This window comes from Psychrobacter sp. 16-MNA-CIBAN-0192 (genome assembly GCF_040309565.1).
Lineage (GTDB): Bacteria > Pseudomonadota > Gammaproteobacteria > Pseudomonadales > Moraxellaceae > Psychrobacter.
In genome coordinates this window covers 1-19,025 of sequence record NZ_JBEOOX010000018.1, presented here as the reverse complement: position 1 = coordinate 19,025, position 19,025 = coordinate 1, and the positions used below count along the sequence as shown (strand labels likewise).

The 19,025-nt window shown below is 43.2% G+C and carries 15 protein-coding genes; 3 read left to right on the top strand and 12 right to left on the bottom strand.

The window, feature by feature from the left end:
• Positions 1-132 precede the first annotated feature (132 nt).
• The 8 genes from nqrM to AAEY78_RS11535 form a co-directional block, all read right to left on the bottom strand.
• Positions 133-381 carry a (Na+)-NQR maturation NqrM gene (gene nqrM / locus AAEY78_RS11570; protein ID WP_352339497.1) on the bottom strand — a complete coding sequence of 83 codons (249 nt, stop codon included), beginning with the start codon at positions 379-381 and terminating at the stop codon, positions 133-135.
• A 216-nt stretch (positions 382-597) separates the two neighbouring features.
• Positions 598-1,770 (bottom strand): FAD:protein FMN transferase, encoded by a 1,173-nt coding sequence (locus AAEY78_RS11565; RefSeq protein WP_352339496.1) that lies wholly within the window; start codon positions 1,768-1,770, stop codon positions 598-600.
• A 129-nt stretch (positions 1,771-1,899) separates the two neighbouring features.
• The gene (nqrF, locus tag AAEY78_RS11560) at positions 1,900-3,135 is read right to left on the bottom strand and encodes an NADH:ubiquinone reductase (Na(+)-transporting) subunit F (protein WP_352339495.1); all 1,236 of its coding nucleotides are present in this window, start codon (positions 3,133-3,135) and stop codon (positions 1,900-1,902) included.
• Between the two features lie 122 nt (positions 3,136-3,257).
• The gene (gene nqrE, locus AAEY78_RS11555; RefSeq protein ID WP_011281361.1) at positions 3,258-3,866 is read right to left on the bottom strand and encodes an NADH:ubiquinone reductase (Na(+)-transporting) subunit E; all 609 of its coding nucleotides are present in this window, start codon (positions 3,864-3,866) and stop codon (positions 3,258-3,260) included.
• Positions 3,866-4,537: an NADH:ubiquinone reductase (Na(+)-transporting) subunit D gene (locus AAEY78_RS11550; protein ID WP_352339494.1), complete on the bottom strand. Its 672-nt coding sequence runs from the start codon at positions 4,535-4,537 to the stop codon at positions 3,866-3,868. Before AAEY78_RS11550 ends, nqrE begins: the two co-directional genes overlap by 1 nt.
• 1 nt (position 4,538) lies before the next feature.
• Complete coding sequence (locus AAEY78_RS11545) at positions 4,539-5,417, bottom strand: Na(+)-translocating NADH-quinone reductase subunit C (protein ID WP_352339493.1); 879 nt, start codon at positions 5,415-5,417, stop codon at positions 4,539-4,541.
• Positions 5,398-6,633: an NADH:ubiquinone reductase (Na(+)-transporting) subunit B gene (locus tag AAEY78_RS11540; protein WP_352339492.1), complete on the bottom strand. Its 1,236-nt coding sequence runs from the start codon at positions 6,631-6,633 to the stop codon at positions 5,398-5,400. Before AAEY78_RS11540 ends, AAEY78_RS11545 begins: the two co-directional genes overlap by 20 nt.
• 5 nt (positions 6,634-6,638) lie before the next feature.
• Entirely contained in the window at positions 6,639-7,991 is a 1,353-nt protein-coding gene (locus tag AAEY78_RS11535) for a Na(+)-translocating NADH-quinone reductase subunit A (protein WP_352339491.1), read from the bottom strand.
• Positions 7,992-8,960: 969 nt separating this feature from the next.
• Here AAEY78_RS11535 and hisA point away from each other — a divergent pair.
• From hisA to AAEY78_RS11520, 3 genes are all read left to right on the top strand, one after another.
• A complete protein-coding gene (gene hisA / locus AAEY78_RS11530) occupies positions 8,961-9,701 on the top strand; it encodes a 1-(5-phosphoribosyl)-5-[(5-phosphoribosylamino)methylideneamino]imidazole-4-carboxamide isomerase (RefSeq protein WP_352339490.1) in 741 nt (246 codons plus the stop codon).
• Between the two features lie 30 nt (positions 9,702-9,731).
• Complete coding sequence (locus AAEY78_RS11525) at positions 9,732-11,369, top strand: mechanosensitive ion channel domain-containing protein (RefSeq protein ID WP_352339489.1); 1,638 nt, start codon at positions 9,732-9,734, stop codon at positions 11,367-11,369.
• A 132-nt stretch (positions 11,370-11,501) separates the two neighbouring features.
• Positions 11,502-11,807, top strand: coding sequence for a hypothetical protein (locus AAEY78_RS11520; protein ID WP_352339488.1), 306 nt, complete (start codon positions 11,502-11,504; stop codon positions 11,805-11,807).
• 143 nt (positions 11,808-11,950) lie between these two features.
• Here the strand turns inward: AAEY78_RS11520 and rnr are convergent, their stop codons facing one another.
• The 4 genes from rnr to thrS form a co-directional block, all read right to left on the bottom strand.
• Positions 11,951-14,215 carry a ribonuclease R gene (gene rnr / locus AAEY78_RS11515; protein WP_352339487.1) on the bottom strand — a complete coding sequence of 755 codons (2,265 nt, stop codon included), beginning with the start codon at positions 14,213-14,215 and terminating at the stop codon, positions 11,951-11,953.
• 124 nt (positions 14,216-14,339) lie between these two features.
• Entirely contained in the window at positions 14,340-15,584 is a 1,245-nt protein-coding gene (locus AAEY78_RS11510; protein ID WP_352339486.1) for a toxic anion resistance protein, read from the bottom strand.
• Positions 15,585-16,018: 434 nt separating this feature from the next.
• Positions 16,019-16,522: a translation initiation factor IF-3 gene (infC, locus tag AAEY78_RS11505; RefSeq protein ID WP_352339485.1), complete on the bottom strand. Its 504-nt coding sequence runs from the start codon at positions 16,520-16,522 to the stop codon at positions 16,019-16,021.
• 23 nt (positions 16,523-16,545) lie between these two features.
• The gene (gene thrS / locus AAEY78_RS11500; protein ID WP_352339484.1) at positions 16,546-18,480 is read right to left on the bottom strand and encodes a threonine--tRNA ligase; all 1,935 of its coding nucleotides are present in this window, start codon (positions 18,478-18,480) and stop codon (positions 16,546-16,548) included.
• Between the last annotated feature and the right edge of the window lie 545 nt (positions 18,481-19,025).

Here is a 19,025-nt window from a genome sequence, read left to right as displayed (position 1 = left end):
TGTCAAGTACCTTGATTCATATTTAACACTATTATAAGAGCAGATAAGCATACATTACTACCAGCGTATGGTAACAAGTCCTCTAAAACCAATAATAGTTGGTTTTATTGTGGCGTAAAAAACATCCAAATATTACAAAGCTGGCTTGCCAAGAGTTGCCGCCTTTAGCGCATTTTCTTGCTGCTCAGCGACGATAGCATCACATTTATTAGGGTCATCGCCGCAATATGAGCATTTTTCTTCGCCCATTAATTTGGCAACACCGCCACATGAGCCTCTAAGCGGCTTTTTTTTGACCATATAACCGATACCCATAAAGATAAAAAACAATAAAAAGACGCTAAAGGTAACGGCAAATATCGGAAGTAATTGACTGAGCATAAGGGAACCTCGCGTTTAAAAATGGGGTCAATGGTGACGATAATTTATCATGTTAAAAGTCATATTAATAATAATGACAACAGCGATAATAACAATCGCAACAAGTTTTGACTGACTGTTATTATAGCAAAAATCGATCATGTTCGTTCATCTATAGCGAGCATGCTTATGGTAATGTATTGATATGCTAATGATTTTGCGTAACCAATGAATCCTTTAAGGCTTTTTATCAGCGCGTAATTGCTGCATGGCAGGGGTTTCTACCACTTGCCAATCTTCCAGCTTATCGGCAGCCCCTGATTTGCTCTCATCAGCCAGTATGACAAATAGCGCGGCAATATTGTGCGTTTTGGCAGTGGCAAGCGCTTTAGGATAAGGCATTGCGGTTAATGCGGTTGCCCACGCATCCGCTAATGCGACGGAGTCTGCTGCGACCGTCACGGATGGTGCCCCGCCAGCGATAGGCTCGCCTGTGGTGGGGTCAATAGTGTGGCTATAGCGCTTGCCAGCAAAGACAACTGAATTGCGATAATTGCCTGACGTGGCTAAATGCATTTGGTTACCATTATTCATCGGTTGGCGAATGGCGGCGATGGTTTGGCGCTTACTGACGGTACTGCCTTCAATGGGCGCATCAATGGCGATTTGCCACGGTTGTTGCTGCGCGCTGACTCCTGAGGTGGATACTTCACCGCCAATCTCAACCATATAATTGCGAATTTGATATTTATTCTTGAGCACATCGGCAATCACATCGACGCCATAACCCTTTGCCACAGCGGAGAAATCTAAAGCAACGCCATCTTTGGTCTTTTGAATACTGGTGTCGTTATGAATAATGCTCTCAAAATCGACCAAGGCACGCGCTTGGGCAATCTCGGCAGCACTCGGCGGACTTTGCAGGCGCTCAACGGTCATGGTACTGCCAAATCCCCATGTCTCTATTAATGGCAATACTGTGGGGTCAAATGCACCGCCTGATTGCTCATAAACTTGTTTTGACACTGTTAATACATGGCTAAAATCGGCATCAATAGTAAATGGCGTGTCTTTCGCCAAACGATTAAATGTAGAGATGGTTGAATTCTCTTGATAAGTCGACATGCTGTCATTGATTTCTTTTAAGCGCGCATCGACTGCTGCTTGAATCGCCGCTTCATCCGCGCCTTTAGGCAATTGATAGCTGATATGGTAACTGGTGCCCATGGTCTCACCCGTCAGATAATTATAATCAGGCGGCTGCTGGCAAGCGGTTAAGGTGGCTACGCTAACGGTAGCAAGTGTCAGTATCTTTAGCGAACTAGTAAGGTTTTTAAACGGATGAGCGCTAGTGGTTATAGTGGCTATAGTGGCTGTGACGCCATAAGTTTGATTTTTTATTGCTGTCATTGTAAGTATCCGCGCGTAAAAAATGGATGAAAAAAAGAGCGCCACAGTTGACGCTCTTTTTATACAGTCGGTAATGACCGTCAAAGGACAAATAAGCAGGGGTTCTTAACCAGCCAATTAGCCACTGAATTAGCCACCAAAGTCATCAAGCATGATGTTTTCATCTTCCACACCCAAGCTATGGAGCATGTCGATAACCGCCGCATTCATCATCGGTGGCCCGCACATGTAGTACTCACAATCTTCTGGATTTGGATGGTCTTTGAGATATTCTTCTAACAACACGTTATGGATAAATCCGGTATAACCTGTCCAGTTATCTTCAGGTAATGGGTCAGATAACGCCACATGCCACTGAAAATTTGCAAAGTTGGCTTCTAGCTGATCATAATCTTCAACGTAGAACATCTCGCGGATAGAGCGTGCACCGTACCAAAAGCTGATTTTACGATCAGAATTCAGACGTTTAAGCTGGTCAAAAATATGCGAGCGCATCGGTGCCATACCAGCGCCGCCACCAACAAAGATCATTTCCGCTTCAGTTTTCTTCGCAAAGAATTCCCCGTAAGGACCGGCTACCGTGACCTTATCACCAGGCACTAAACTAAATACCCAAGAGGACATTTTGCCGGGCGGAATATTATCCGGACCGCGCGGCGGTGGACTGGCAATACGGATATTAAACTTAATTAAGCCTTTTTCATCTGGATAGTTCGCCATTGAATAAGCACGAATTACTGGCTCATCTACTTTTGAGACATACTTGAAAATGCCAAACTTATCCCAGTCTTCACGGTACTCTTCGTCAATCACAAAGTCTTTATAATGCACTTCATGCGGTGGCGCTTCTAACTGTACATAACCACCAGCGCGGAAATTAACCTCTTCACCTTCTGGAATTTTGAGCACCAGCTCTTTAATAAAGGTGGCGACGTTATCGTTAGAGATAACTTCACATTCCCATTTTTGCACATCAAAAAACTCAGGGTCAATCTCAATTTTCATGTCTTGCTTGACGGCTACCTGACAGGCAAGACGCATATGATTGCGAATTTCACCTTGGGTAAAGTAGCCGGTTTCGGTGGGCAAAATAGAACCACCGCCTTCAATAACACGGCAGCGACACTGCGCGCACGTACCACCGCCACCACAGGCAGAAGACAGAAAAATGCCTTCGCTTGCCAGTGTCTGTAGCAGTTTGCCACCTGCAGGTGTCACCACGTCATTATCGGGATTATCATTGATATGAATGGTCACATCGCCTGAACTGACCAATCGTGAGCGCGCTGCCAAAATAATGGCAACGAGACCCATGATGATCAAGGTAAACATAGCAACGCCACCAATCGCCGTAGCATAATCCATGATAGGTATCCTTAATCTATGGAGTAGGGGAGCGAAGAAACATCTGCGTGCCTCCTCGATATCCCTACCGAATAAATGAATTAAATAGGTCAAAGCGCTAAATAAGCTTTAAGCTTAGCGGTTTAAATGGACATACCGCCAAACGACATAAAGCCAAGTGACATAAGACCAACCGTGATAAAGGTAATCCCCAAACCGCGCAGTGGCGCTGGAATGTCTGAGTATTTGAGCTTTTCACGGATACCTGCCAACGCGGTAATCGCCAGTGCCCAACCAAAGCCTGCACCAACACCATATACCACAGACTCACCAAAATTATAGTCACGTTCGACCATAAACAGTACGCCACCTAAAATGGCACAGTTCACAGTAATCAGTGGTAAAAACACCCCAAGGGCATTATATAAACTGGGCACAAACTTATCTAAGAACATCTCTAAAATCTGTACCGTAGCTGCAATCAAGCCTATATAACTGAGCAGACCCAAAAAGCTTAAGTCGATATCAGGAAATCCTGCCCACGCCAGCGCCCCATCTTTTAGGATAAACTGAAACAGTAAGTTGTTGAGCGGTACGGTAATTGCCATCACGACAACGACTGCTACCCCAAGACCGATAGCGGTTGAGACTTTTTTCGATACCGCCAAAAAGGTACACATGCCTAAGAAGTAGGCAAGCGCCATATTCTCGATAAAGACCGAGGTTATAAATAAACTGACATAATGTCCCATTAGTGACCGCCCCCTTGTGCCATGCCTTTAGACTGCGGCTTCATTACATACTCAGCATCTTCTACCTGCTCTGGCTTCCATATACGGATAATGACGATAAACAGGGCAATGATAAAGAATGCTGACGGTGGTAATAATAAAAGACCGTTTGGAACATACCAGCCGCCATCAGTGACCGGTTGCAACAGAGTAATGCCAAACCAGCTGCCTGAACCTAGTATTTCACGAATGGTTGCCACAAATAATAAGACGGCAGAGTAGCCCAAACCGTTACCAATACCATCTAAAAAGCTGGGTACGGGTGGGTTACTCATTGCAAAGGCTTCAGCGCGACCCATCACGATACAGTTGGTGATAATCAATCCGACGAATACCGACAAGCCTTTACTCACATCATAAGCGACCGCTTTTAATATCTGATCGACCAAGATAACTAAGGAAGCAATAATCGTCATTTGCACAATAATACGGATACTTGATGGGATTTGCTTACGAATGATAGAGATAAAAAAGCTTGAAAACGCGGTAACCAAGGTTAACGCCACACTCATGACCAAGGCGTTAGCAACACTGGTTGTGACCGCTAGTGCCGAACAGATACCTAAGATTTGCAAACCAATCGGATTGTTGTCAAAAATAGGCGTGACTAAGATACTTTTGGTGTCAGCCATGTTATGCCTCCTTGCCGTGAGCAGTGGTTACAGGGGGTACAAGCGTAGTAGCGTTAGCTGGCGTTTGAGCATCTGTTTGACGCAAATGATCAAGATACGGCTTATAGCCTTGCTCGCCCAACCAAAACTGAATCATGTTACTCACACCGCGACTGGTCAATGTTGCACCACTAATGCCATCAACCCAGTTGTCTTTAGGATTACCAGCTTTGGTCACACCGGTAGCAACTGCGCCATTTTCATCGTAAGATTGAATACCAGTCCACATGGCGCGCCATTTTGGCTCCTCAATACGAGCGCCTAGACCTGGCGTTTCTTTATGGTCATAAAAGCTGATACCTTTGATGGTATTCATATCGCTGCCGATGGTTAAGAATCCATACATGGTGCCCCACAGACCGTAGCCTTGGATTGGTAACACCACCATTTCAGGATTGCCACTGGCATCATTTTTGACATAGACTTTGGCATATTTAGGTTTACGACCAATACTCGCAGGGTCATTGTCACCCAAATCTTCGCTTAGTGCCTTATTTTTATTGGCTTGACTGGCGTCATAAGCATTGCGATCAGGAATGCCTACTTTGGTTAAGGCATCATCATCTAAATAAGTGCCGTTATTTAACTCAACAATTTCAACATCGAAGTCTTTAAAACGCTCCGCGACATCATCATTGGTGTCGGTAGCTGGATCGAACATACCCGCGGCAACCAAAATATTTTTATTACGGTCTAAGCTTGCATTTGTAATTTGCGTGGGCTTTAGACCGACTGCCGCAACCGATACCAATACCGAACACACCAAACATAGCGTTAACGCCACGATGATGGTTTTCATATTGTTGCTTTTAGGCTTGAGATTACTTTTGGGCTTGGACATGACGTACCCTCCGTGCCGTTTGGCGTTTGATATTGGCTTGCGTGACAAAATAGTCAAACAATGGGGCAAATAAGTTGGCAAACAAAATGGCAAGCATGATGCCTTCTGGGAATGCCGGGTTGACTACGCGAATCAATACCGTCATAAAGCCAATCAAAATACCATAAGCCCAGCGTCCTTTATTGGTATGCGCCGCTGACACAGGATCAGTCGCCATAAACACGGCACCAAAAGCAAAGCCACCGATGACCAGATGCCAATGAAACGGCAGGTTCATCATCAGATTGTCAGCAGAGCCAATCATATTAAACACTAATGAGGTGGCAACCAAGCCGACCACACAGCCGAGCATAATGCGCCATGACGCAATACGGGTCCATAATAGAACCGCTGCACCCATTAAAATTGCTAAAGTTGAAACTTCACCAATACTCCCTTGCATGTTGCCAAAGAACGCATCGCTCCACGTAATCGCTTGACCATAAGCATCAACGAACTTATCTGGAGTCACGCCAAGCGCGGCAAGACCCAACGGGGTTGCGCCTGAGAAACCATCAACTGCCGTCCATACCGAGTCACCTGACATATAAGCCGGATACGCAAAGTATAAAAACGCCCGACCAGATAGGGCAGGGTTTAAGAAGTTTTTACCAGTACCGCCGAACACTTCTTTAGCAACGACCACACCGAAGATGATACCTAATGCCACTTGCCATAATGGGATATCCGGTGGCAAGCACAGTGCGTATAGCACTGAGGTGACAAAGAAGCCTTCATTGACTTCATGACCACGCACCACCGCAAAGATAATTTCACAAAGAATACCGACCACAAAGGTGACCAAATAGATGGGTAAAAATTGCATCGCACCATAAACAAAGCATGCCCAAATACTCTCAGGGTTATAGCCAACCATACTGGTAATCATCGTACGCCAGCCATCGGGCTGTAGACCCAACTGATCAATAGCCATTAAGGCTTGGTGACCCACGTTATACATACCCCAAAGCATCGCTGGGAACGTACACATCCACACGGTAATCATAATGCGTTTTAAATCGATACCATCACGCACGTGCGAGGACGCATAAGTGGTTGAGCCCGGTTGACGCAAAAACGTATCAAACATCTCAAAGAGAGCATAATATTTTTCGTGTTTGCCACCCTTGGTAAAAGACGGCTCCATACGATCGAACATATTGTGTAAAAATTTCATCGTGGTTAGCCCTCCAGCTCAATGCGTGTTAAGTTATCACGCAAAATATCGCCGAATTCATATTTGCCAGGAGATACGAAGGTGCATAATGCTAAATCTTCTTCGTCTAATTCAAGCACGCCCAAATCTACAGCGCTGATAATGTCTTCAATAATCAAGGCACGTAGTAATTGCGTTGGCAGATAATCTTGCGGCATTACTTCTTCATAGACACCAATTGGTACCATTGCACGCGGTGAGCCATTACTTGAGGTGGTAAAATTATATTTTTTGCCACCAAAAAACTGCGAGATATAAATGGGCAGTTTAGAGAAACGATTGGCACCAGGCGTAAAGAAGTGGAACGCTGGGCGCTCACGACCTTCTGCTAACACGCTGATTTGATTATGAAAGCGCCCAAGATATGCTGTGTTGCCAAATACTTGACGACCTGACAATACCGAGCCTGAAATCACACGATTCTCACCAGCTGCCAGCTGATCTTTGGTCAACGCATTGATATCAGCACCGCGTTCAGTTGCAACCAGATGCGGATTCTTGACCGCAGGACCTGCAAGGCTGAGCAGACGGTGCGTATATAGGCGACCTGTGGTAAACAATTTACCAATCGCAATCACATCTTGATAACCAATCGTCCACACGCTCACGCCGCGCATGATAGGGTGCAAAAAGTGAATGTGCGTGCCAGCAAGACCCGCTGGATGCTTTCCTGCAAAGCTGTGATATTCAGTGACATTGTTCGCTGCCGTTTTTGCAACTGGCGTCAACTGACTATTGCCATGATGACAGACAAAGGTCTTTGGACTTAGGGTTGACAATACGGCTAGACCGTCATTGAATGCGGTAATCTGCTCATTAATCAGCAGCATCGGGTCAAACGCTAATGGATTGGTATCCATCGCGGTGACAAAGATGGCATGCGGACGTGCGCCGATATCGGGGGAGCGGCTGTAGGGACGAGTACGAAATGCCGTCCATTCACCAGAAGCCAGCAGTTGGGTTTCAACGATCTCAGAGTCTAAGTCAGCAAGTTGCTGGGAGTCATAGCGTTGAAAGTCTATCTCTTCGCCATTGGGGTCAACCGCAATCACAAGACTTTCAAACACACGACGCTCGCCACGTTTAATAGCGATGACTTTACCAGCAGCAGGGGCAGTATAAATCACGCCAACACGTTTTTTATCTTCAAAAACGGGCTGACCTTTTGCTACGATGTCGCCTTCTTTGACGTTCATTGTGGGCTTCATGCCCACATAATCATAGCCAATCATTGCCACATGTGCGGGTCTGTGCTCAGATATCTCGCGGGACGGTTCACCGGTAATGGGCAAATCCAAACCTTTTTTGATGGTAATCATAAGCGAAAACTTAGTCCATAGTCTAAAACGATACCAGACGTCCTGTACGATACATCGGCAATAATGCGCATCAGACATTCTCAAAGCACCCAATCAGTATTTGCCTATAACTATAAAGCCAATCCTGATTAAGTATTTTGTACCAACAATGCTAAGACATTACTGCTTAAGAGTATTAACGCTGACCTTAGACTCCTTAACAACACGTTAAAATCTTATGCGAATTACCAAAGGTGCGCCCGGCTACCAAGGTGCATGATAATATCGGCAGTGGCTACAATAAGAAAATAAACGCCCGCATAACGCCATCACCACACACGTGTATGACCGCAAAATCTAGGCAAAAAACAACTTATTGTAACTGACGATATTATTGCCATACTTTTTATCAAAACTTTAAAAATTGTACTTGTTATGTTCTAGTATTAGTCTGCGGCAGATTTATTATCATTGTTAAACAATGACATAACACCAACGACGACTCATCTTTATCTAGAAACAAATACAAATTTACCTAGGATTATACGCTAAATTGCCCTAAAATTGCCAGTTAGTAATGGGTTTTATCTCATTATAGGAGAGTTGTTACCCTGCAAAAGAGAGCCCTAATAAGGTATTATCAAGGTATACTCTTATCTTTATGATTGTGAAACTTATCTTTACTACCAACTATTTTCCTCTCGCTAACGGCACGGGTTGGTGCTCGAAAGGGAGTCGATAAAAAGTAACGATAAGTCTTGGCTAGAAATCTAGGCTATAACACGGTTTGATCAAACTATGCTTAGGATGAGCGTCATGTGCCTGCTAATACTGGCATCCGCTTGTTACCCATTTCTTTTAAAGCCTGCTTTAACAGTCGCTATTAATAACAGTCATTATTAGTCTTTATTTTTCAATCTAATGGTTGTTCGATTTAACGGTATTACCTCTCAATTATTCTAACCTCATATCTTCTATAAGGAGTGCTGTATGTGTGCTGCGCCTGTGATTATTCCTGCTATTGATTTAAAAGACGGTAAATGTGTGCGTCTCAAACAAGGACGGATGGAGGATGACACCGTATTCTCTGACGACCCCGTTGCGATGGCAGCACGCTGGGTAAAAGAGGGCGCGCGCCGACTGCATCTGGTCGATTTAAATGGGGCATTTGATGGGGTGCCAGTACATAAGAGTGTGGTGAATGACATTGCCAAAGCCTTCCCGAAGTTGCCTATCCAACTGGGTGGCGGTGTACGCAATTTGCATACCATTGAACAATATATTACTGCTGGCTTGACCTATATTATTATCGGAACTAAAGCCGTTGAAGACCCAGAATTTGTAGCACAGGCTTGCCGTGAGTTTGCAGGACATATTATTGTCGGTATTGATGCCAAAGATGGCTTGGTTGCCACCCATGGTTGGGCAAATGTCACTGACACCAAGGCGACTGAGCTGGCAAAACGCTTTGCTGATGTGGGCGTCTCATCGATTGTCTATACCGATATTAACCGTGATGGCATGATGCAAGGCGTCAATGTTGAGCAAACCGTCAATCTTGCCCGCGAAGGTGGTATTCCCGTTATTGCATCGGGTGGCGTTACGGATATGCAAGATATCAAATTGTTAAAGCCGTATGGTGATTGCTTAGAGGGTATCATTACTGGTCGAGCTATTTATGAAGGCACCTTAGATTTGGGTGAGGCACAAAACTATTTAGACCGTAAATAATGACTCAATAACCGACAATAAAGGATGCTTATGGCAGCTGATGACCACTCATTAAAAAGCAGGTTTATGCAGGTTTGGGCTCAGCTGCTCCTGCTGTTAGGTATTGTTTGTCTATCTCCTGCTTACGCGGTTGATGCTGATGTAATTGAGAATGTATCAAACACACCAGTCGTAACAGTACCAGCCAAAAATAGCGAGACCGACAGCGCTAAAACCCCTATTCAAAATCGTATTTTATCAACGTTACCACTTCCAGACCCGTCAACTTCTCCAGCCATTACTAGTGAAAGCACTAATAATGCACAAATTGAAACCAGCCCAACCCCATTAAAAGACAACGACATTAGTCAGCGTATTAGTGGTATTTTCTCTGAAGTTGATGGGTTACATGCCGTCAATGTCAGTGTGACCCAAGGTGTGGTCACGTTAACGGGTGAGACGCCCAATGAGAAAAAAGCCCAGCAAGCGATTAATTTAACCAACCGCTTAACTGATGTGGTCACGGTAGAAGATCGCATCAATCGTACCTTGGATGTACAAGACAATGTCACCACGGTCTATCAAGGACTCAAAAACCAAGCCAGAACCCTGATTAAAGCCTTACCATTATTGCTAGTAGGCATCGTCATCTTTGTCATAGTGGCTTGGTTTGGTAGCTGGTTATCCAAACGCCAAAAAATGTGGCAACGCATTACGCCTAATCCGTTTGTCGCTGAATTAATAGCGCAAACGAGCAAAGTTATTTTTATTATTATCGGCTTGATATTGGCGCTGAGCTTAATCGGTGCGGAGACTATCTTGGGTACTTTGCTGGGCGGTGCTGGGGTCATTGGTATTGCTGTCGGTTTTGCAGTAAAAGACACCATCGAAAATTATATTGCCTCACTCATGCTCAGCCTTCGCCAGCCTTTTCGCGCCCGTGATCATATCTTGATCAATGGTAAAGAAGGCATTGTCATGCGTCTTACCTCGCGCGCAACTATTTTAATGACCCTTGATGGCAATCAGCTGCGTATTCCCAACGCGGAAGTCTTTAAAAGTACCATTTTAAATTATACTAAAAATCCTGAGCGGCGATTTAGCTTTGAGCTTGGCGTTGATGCCAATGACGATCCGCTGGCTGCCATTAAAGTTGGTATTGATGTAATACGCGACATAGATTTTGTTCTGGATAAGCCCAAAGCCATCGCTACGATTAAAGCAGTTGGCGATTCCAATATTGTTCTTGAGTTTAAAGTTTGGGTCAATCAATTAGATACTGACTTTTATAAAGCACGTAGTATTGCCATTCGTGAAGCCAAACACGCGCTAGAAAATGCCGGCTTTAGCTTACCAGAACCCATTTATCGGTTGCGCTTCGATGAAGGGTTAGAGAAATTGTTGGAGACATTACCACAGCGCCATGAACAATCTGTAAAAGACACTAGCAGTCGGTTTCCCTCTACAACTGCGCTGCGTAAAAAGAATATAGAAATAAACTCAATGACCTCAGAACCAGTAGAGAAAAAACAAGCCAAAATACGGGCTAAGCAGATTTTGCAAGGCGAGGATTGCGATGATATCTTAAATGCGCGTCCCGATGAAAAACTGATGGAAAAGGTCGAGCAAGAAATCGCTGAGCATTCTAACGAAACGGATTTATTAAATAATGACAGTCCACAAGAATAGTTGCTTATAACCAGAGTTAGCGAACAAAAAAGTAAAAATTATGCCAATAATTATAAAGCTGGCATAAAATAGGCATGAAAAGTGCAACATCGTATATATCTAAAACATTGTTATATATACGAGACATGATTTATGCAGTTAAAACCTTTCATTATTCTTATTTTACTGGCGATGGTTTTGCTATTAGGCTTTAATATTATTAATGGCAATCGCCATGAAAATAATAGAGCAGTGACGGTAAGTACCGACACACTAGCGGATACTAATATCGTTAATTCCAGTACTGCCGATAGCAAGATTGACAGTAGCGCAACTGATATCAATAATCAGCCGTTAGCCGAACAGCCTAAAGCTATCATGGATAAAGCCACCACTCAACTAGATAGCGCTCAGCAAATAGAGAACGAACGTTTACAGCAAATGGGTGACGCGCAATAGTTATTCAGAATATTGAGAGCGTATAACAAGCACATAAAAATAGCAGCTTTAATCTTTATCCATTCTTGAGCAAACCCAGTTATTTATATAAAAAAAGGCTAACGATAACGTTAGCCTTTTTTTATTGCATGAGCTGAGTGCTTTTATTCTTTTTTGCTTTTACCACTGCTACGGCGCGGTTTCTTTTTAGCAGGCGCTGATTCAGCTGGTTTCGCATGCGTTTGATTCATCTGACTGGCTTGCAGCTTTTCTTGCAAATCAAAATCAATTTGCAGCAAGTCCATATTGACGCCAGCTACTTTAACGCGCACCGAATCACCAAGACCGAATAATGTGCCTTTGTCTTTACCGATAAGCTGTTGTTGCTTTTCATCATAAACAAAGAAGTCATTGCCGACATTGGAGATATGTACCAGACCATCGATATATAAGTCTTTTAACGTCACAAATAAGCCAAAGCTGGTGACTGTAGTCACCACACCATCAAACTCTTCGCCAACATGGTCTTTCATATAGTGACATTTGAGCCATGATTCTACAAAGCGTGATGCCTTTTCAGCGCGGCGCTCGGTATCAGACGTCTGCGTGCCAGCCCCTTCAAGAGAAAACTCCATCACAGGTTGCGGGCTATTGGTCACTTTAGCTTTAATAGCACGATGCAGCATCAAGTCAGGATAGCGGCGAATCGGTGAGGTAAAGTGGCTGTATTCATCATAAGCCAAGCCAAAGTGCCCGATGTTATCAGGAGAATAGTTCGCCTGCATCATAGAGCGCAATAACATACTATGCACACTAATCGCATCAGGGCGATCTTTAGTGGCTTCAATCAGACGCTGATAATCTGCTTGCGTTGGGCTCTCTTCTGGGAAACTGATACCAAAGTTTTTCGCATATTCATGAATACGCAGCGATTTTTCACTGTCCGGCTTATCATGGTTACGATATAAGACGGGTAGCTCATTTTCCAAGGCAAAGTTTGCTGCACACGTATTGGCAAGTAGCATACATTCTTCAATCAGCTTATGAGCATCGCCACGCGTACGCGGTAAAATCGCTGCAATACCACCTTTTTCATTGAATTCGATATAGGTTTCGACCGTCTCAAACTCCATCGCATGACGTTCTTCACGCTTTTTAAGCAATAAATCATACAGTTGATGTAGCGTATCTACCGACTTTCTAACGGCTAGATTGTCAGTTAATGATTTAGGAATGCTGTCATCTTTTGGATTGGCAAGATAATCATTCACCTGATTATAAGTCAGGCGCGCTTGCGAATTCATCACAGCGGGATAAAACTCGTAACCCGTCACTTTGCCAGCACGCGATACCTTGATATCCGCCACCATACAAAGACGATCGACGTTCGGATTCAATGAGCATAAACCGTTCGATAACACTTCTGGCAACATCGGAATCACGCGGTGCGGGAAGTAAACTGACGTTCCGCGCTCATAGGCATCAATATCAAGCGGTGAGTTTGGCGTCACATAAAAGCTGACGTCAGCAATCGCTACTAATACGCGATAGTTACCACCCGGACGCTTTTCTGCAAATACCGCATCATCAAAGTCGCGCGCATCTTCACCATCGATCGTAACCAATGGTAAGTCACGTAAATCGGTGCGCCCTTTAAAATCTTTTTTACTGGGCTCACGATAATCATTGGCTTGTTTTAACGTCGCTTCACTGAACTCTGATGGAATATCATAGTTAAGGAGGGTGGTTTCGATAATAAGTTCACGGTCATTATCATCGTTGAGCACTTCAGTAATGTTACCCGTCGCAAATTCATGCTGATTTGGCCATTCAACCACGTCGACTTTAACTGGACTACCGATTTTAGCGCCTACAGCTTGCACATTATCATCAGTAACCGTAATCGGTTGATGGTTGTTAGGACTACCAAGTTCTACGCAATAACCGTCTTCATCTTGTGCTAATGTGCCGATAAAATGGTCTTGATGACGCTCAGTAACTTCAACAATTCGTCCTTCAGTGCGACCACGATTGTCAGTTGAGGTGCCAATAGCATCGACAATATCGCCGTTAAATACCCAGCGCATTTGCTTTTCATGCAAAAATAAATCAGGCATATCGCTCAGTAAGACAAAGCCAAAGCCTTTAGGATGCGCAGATACCGTACCACGCACCACATCATGCTGCGTGACCGTGCGGAAGCGATAAGGGCGCCCGTCACGATTGACTTGTCCATCACGAACCATCGCTTTTAGGCGATGACCTAGCGCATCAAATTGATCAGGATCAGTGATGTTAAAAACTTTTGCCAGCTGTGGGTGCGTCAGTTCTCCTTGCTCAGTAATCGTGCTGAGTATCAGCTCACGACTAGGAACAGGGTTAATATATTTTTTGGCTTCAGCCGAGGCGTTTGGATCATTCCAACTCATAAAATACCGTATCTAGTTTCAAATTATTAATAAAGGCTATCTTAACACGAACCACGCCACAATATCTTGCGGCAATTGTGCCATGTGTTAGCGACTGCCTTGCCCGTTTAGCAAAACGCATGCGTTAAATATCGATATCAAGACTGCCTGAATTATCCGTAATGCGTTTCGTATTCAACTCTTTTGATACTTCAAGCACAGTCGTTTGATTGGACTTATCAAGATATTTTTGTGCTTTATCGACTTCTGTAGTCAAGGTATTGACCGTCTGTTTCATATTTTCCAGTGCTGCAATTTTATAATTACTGATCATATCCATCGTTTCATAAACATTATTAAAGGCATTTTGCAATTTATCCAGCTCAATCGTGCTGCTGGTTGCTTGCTCATGAATCTCAAGGGATTGACGTTTTAGCATCACTGAGGTTGATTCAATCAGACTGCTGGTGGTTTTATTTAACGCGGTGATTTGGTCAAGTACCAGTTTTTGATTGGTCATCGCTTGTGCCACGATAACCGCTGTGCGCAAGGCAGAAATAGTCGTCGTTGTCGCTCGATCCACGCCTTTAATTAATTCCAAGTTATTCTTACGAATGGTATCGAGTGCTAAGTAGCCTTGAACGTTCACCGCAAGCTGAGTTAAAAAATCTGTATTTTTTTGGCGCACATAAAACAGCATTTCTTCTTTAATAATGCGTGCTTTTTCAGGGTCAGTGGCTTCTACGGCATATACCTTTTGCTCAAGTTGCTCATCGATTTTTTTGCCAACGTAGATATATTGGCGAATCGATTGCATCAGCTCCCACATATTGACTTTTTCTTGCTCAATCATGGCGTTGTCTTTAAGCAGCTCGTCTTTACCGTTATAGAGACTAGTCACTACCGCGTTAATGTGCGATTGCGCCGATTCATATTGGCGAAAATAATCTTGTACTTTATTACCAAAAGGAATCAAGCCAAACAATTTACGCGAGCTGGTTAACTCCTTCTTACTGGGGTCTAAATCTTCAACAATACCGCGCAGTTCCGTTAATGATTTGGCGATGGGTGAATTATCGAATAAGCTTTCGTTTAGGCTTTTAGCCGGCAGTTCTAGCATACGATTGGATATCTGAGCCGATTCACGAATTTCTTTGTTGCCCAAATTATGAATAGATTGCACATTTTGCTGGAATTCAGGACTGTGAACCGAGTTATTAATCACATGGTCAACAAACGCATCCACTTTGGCATCCAGCTCTGGAATATGGCTTGCGTCCAAGGTGACCATCTGATCGGCTTCACTTTTTTGTATTTCTTTTATCGGCTCAGGTGGCGTTAGGGTAATGGTTGGTACAGTGGCGTTTTCTGGCGGGGTCAATTCTTGCATAATTTTTCCTATTTTTTTTATAGTTAGTAGTGAGATATTCAGTATTAGTGAGGTATTAAAGTGAATTTTTTTATTATGAATTAAATATAATGATTAAACCTTTTATTTCACATGTTCATTATTTCTATTATCAAGCTTTTATTAGCAGAGAGTTAGGCACTATATTTTCTAAGAATAACGCTGCCCGACCGATATAATATTTACTGCTATGTTAGGTGCTAAGTATAAAACAATGATTAAGATTACTATGTTATCCGTTATTAATGGTTACTGGTTTTGTAACCTAAATACTTTTAATAATATAATTAATGCCATGAACGTTGTGCTACTAGTAACCGCATCAACAAAAACCAAAAAACCACCAATATCCCGAAGCATATTGATGGTTAAAAGTAATCGATAGGCAATATTAATAAATAAAACCTAATATCAACTTATCTTTTCTTGGTAGGACCTAATAGCATACCCATTTGGCGACCTTCCATTTTTGGATACTGCTCGACATTCGAGATGTCAGCGGTATCTTCAATGATGCGATCAAGCTGCTTACGACCAATTTCTTGGTGCGCCATTTCGCGACCACGGAAGCGGATGCTGATTTTAACTTTATCTTGATCTTCTAAGAAGCTCACGATTTTCTTCAGTTTAACCTGATAATCAGCTTCTTCAGTGCTAGGACGCAGTTTCATCTCTTTAAGCTGAGTTTGCTTTTGGTTCTTCTTAGCTTCTTTCGCCTTCTGCTTTTGATCATAGAGGAAATGCTTATAATCCATGATTTTGCATACAGGCGGCTTAGCTTCAGGGACTAACTCAACCAAATCTAGGCTATCATCACGTGCCGCTTGCATAGCGGTTGCGATATCGACCACGCCCATTTGTTCACCGTCTTCTTTGACCAAACGGACTTCTTTAGCACTGATATCTTCGTTGATGTTCAAACGGTTCGACTGTTTAATAGGTATTACTCCTGATCTGTTTTTTGATTCTGTCGACCTTTTTCGGCGACGGCTGTCTCAATTAAGGCGATAAATTCAGGCACGCTCATCACACCTAGGTTTTCACCTTCACGGGTTCGGACGTTAACACTGCCTGATTCGACTTCTTTATCCCCTAATACTAGCATATAGGGAATACGTTCTAATGTTTTCTCTCGTATCTTAAATCCAATCTTTTCGTTACGCAAGTCACTAATGGCGCGCAAACCTACTTTTTTCAGCTCGTTTACCACGTTTTCACATGCTTCAGCTTGGTTATCCGTGATATTCATCACGACCACTTGCTGCGGTGCAAGCCATACTGGCATCCAACCGGCATAATGCTCGATAAGCATACCGATAAAACGCTCGAATGAGCCTAAAATGGCACGGTGCAACATGATAGGTACTTGACGTTCGCCTTGCTCATTAACAAATTCAGCATCAAGGCGCTCAGGCATATTGGGATCGACCTGAATCGTACCGCACTGCCAAACGCGACCTAAACAATCCTTAAGACTAAACTCAATTTTTGGACCATAAAATGCGCCTTCGCCCGGCAGATATTCCCAATCAAGTCCTGAGTTATCAAGCGCATCTGATAATGCTTTTTCTGCAAAATCCCAAGATTCTTCACTACCAACGCGCTTTTCAGGGCGGGTCGATAACTTCATAATAATGTCTTTAAAGCCAAAGTCATCATAAACTGCAAGGGTAAGTTTAATAAAATCAGCGACTTCTTGTTGAATCTGCGACTGGGTACAAAAAATATGGGCATCATCTTGCGTAAAACCACGTACCCGCATCAAGCCATGCAACGAGCCTGAAGGTTCATTACGGTGACAAGAGCCAAATTCAGCCATTCTTAATGGCAAGTCACGATAGGACTTTAAGCCTTGGTTAAATACTTGCACGTGACATGGGCAGTTCATTGGCTTTACCGCATAGTCACGGCTTTCGCTAGAAGTGGTAAACATGTTGGTCGCATAGTTGCCCCAGTGACCAGAACGCTCCCACAGACTGCGATCGACGATTTGTGGCGTTTTAATCTCTTCATAGCCGTTATCGTTTTGTACTTTGCGCATGTATTGCTCAAGTACTTGATAAATGGTCCAACCATTCGGATGCCAAAACACCATGCCTGGCGCTTGCTCTTGCATATGAAATAGGTTCAACGCTTTACCAATTTTACGGTGATCACGCTTTTCAGCTTCTTCAATACGTTGAATGTAAGCTTTTAGCTGTTTCTTATCTGCCCACGCTGTACCATAAATACGTTGCAGCTGTTCGTTCTTCGCGTCACCGCGCCAATACGCACCTGACATCTTAGTGAGTTTAAATACTTTCAGGAATCGAGTATTAGGTACGTGCGGACCACGGCACATATCCACATATTCTTGATGATGATACAGACCGAATGCTTCTTCGCCGGGCATGTCATTAATCAGCTTTAGCTTATAGTCTTCACCGCGTTCTTCAAAAATTTGAATCGCTTCGGCACGTGGCGTCATTTTTTTAACAACGTCGTAATCTTGCTTTATCAGCACCATCATACGTTTTTCGATGGCTTCCATATGCTCAGGCGTAAACGGCGTTTCACTATAGATATCATAATAAAAACCATCTTCAATCACCGGACCGATGACCATTTTCACATCAGGATATAACTGCTTAACAGCATGACCTAATAGGTGAGCACAAGAATGGCGAATGATATCAACCCCATCATCATCTTTTGCCGTAACGATTTCAACACTTGCATCCGCCACAATCGGATCGCACGCATCTACCAGCTGACCATTAACCCGCCCAGCTATCGTTGCTTTAGCAAGTCCAGCCCCGATACTTTGCGCCACTTCCATAACGGTGGTGTTGCCTTCGAAGTCTTTTACGCTACCATCGGGTAAAGTAATCGCTACCATAATCTATTCACCTTTTTGAGTCCGCTAGCAGTGATGATTGCAACCATCAATCATATGACCGTAAGACCACATCAATTATTGCCGCATTATGCAGCCTATTCAACCTAATACGATTTAAACCTAAACTAAAATTTTAAAAAATTATCTATAACATACGATATTATATAAATGGCAAGTAATTTAATTAGTACCTATACCATATAAGTACCAGAGCAAACGGGGTTTTCTAATTATAAATGACTATCCCTATAAAGGTAGATACTATAGCAAAATAGGTATAAAAACGCTAGATAGCAAGGTTTTACCATACTAAATAATGTAGTGCCGTATTGCCTTCTGCTTTTTAAAGGATTGATCAAAAGCAGCGTCATAACTCGATCGTTTTTATATAAAGAAAGATTAATCATTTAGGTAATATATTCATAGCTAAAATTCCATAATGTTAGATAGCGGATTACTTATAATAACTTAAAACTATTTTTGTCTCTAACGTATTGATAATTAACCAGTATCAATCATACTGTCAGATAAGACTAGAAATAGTA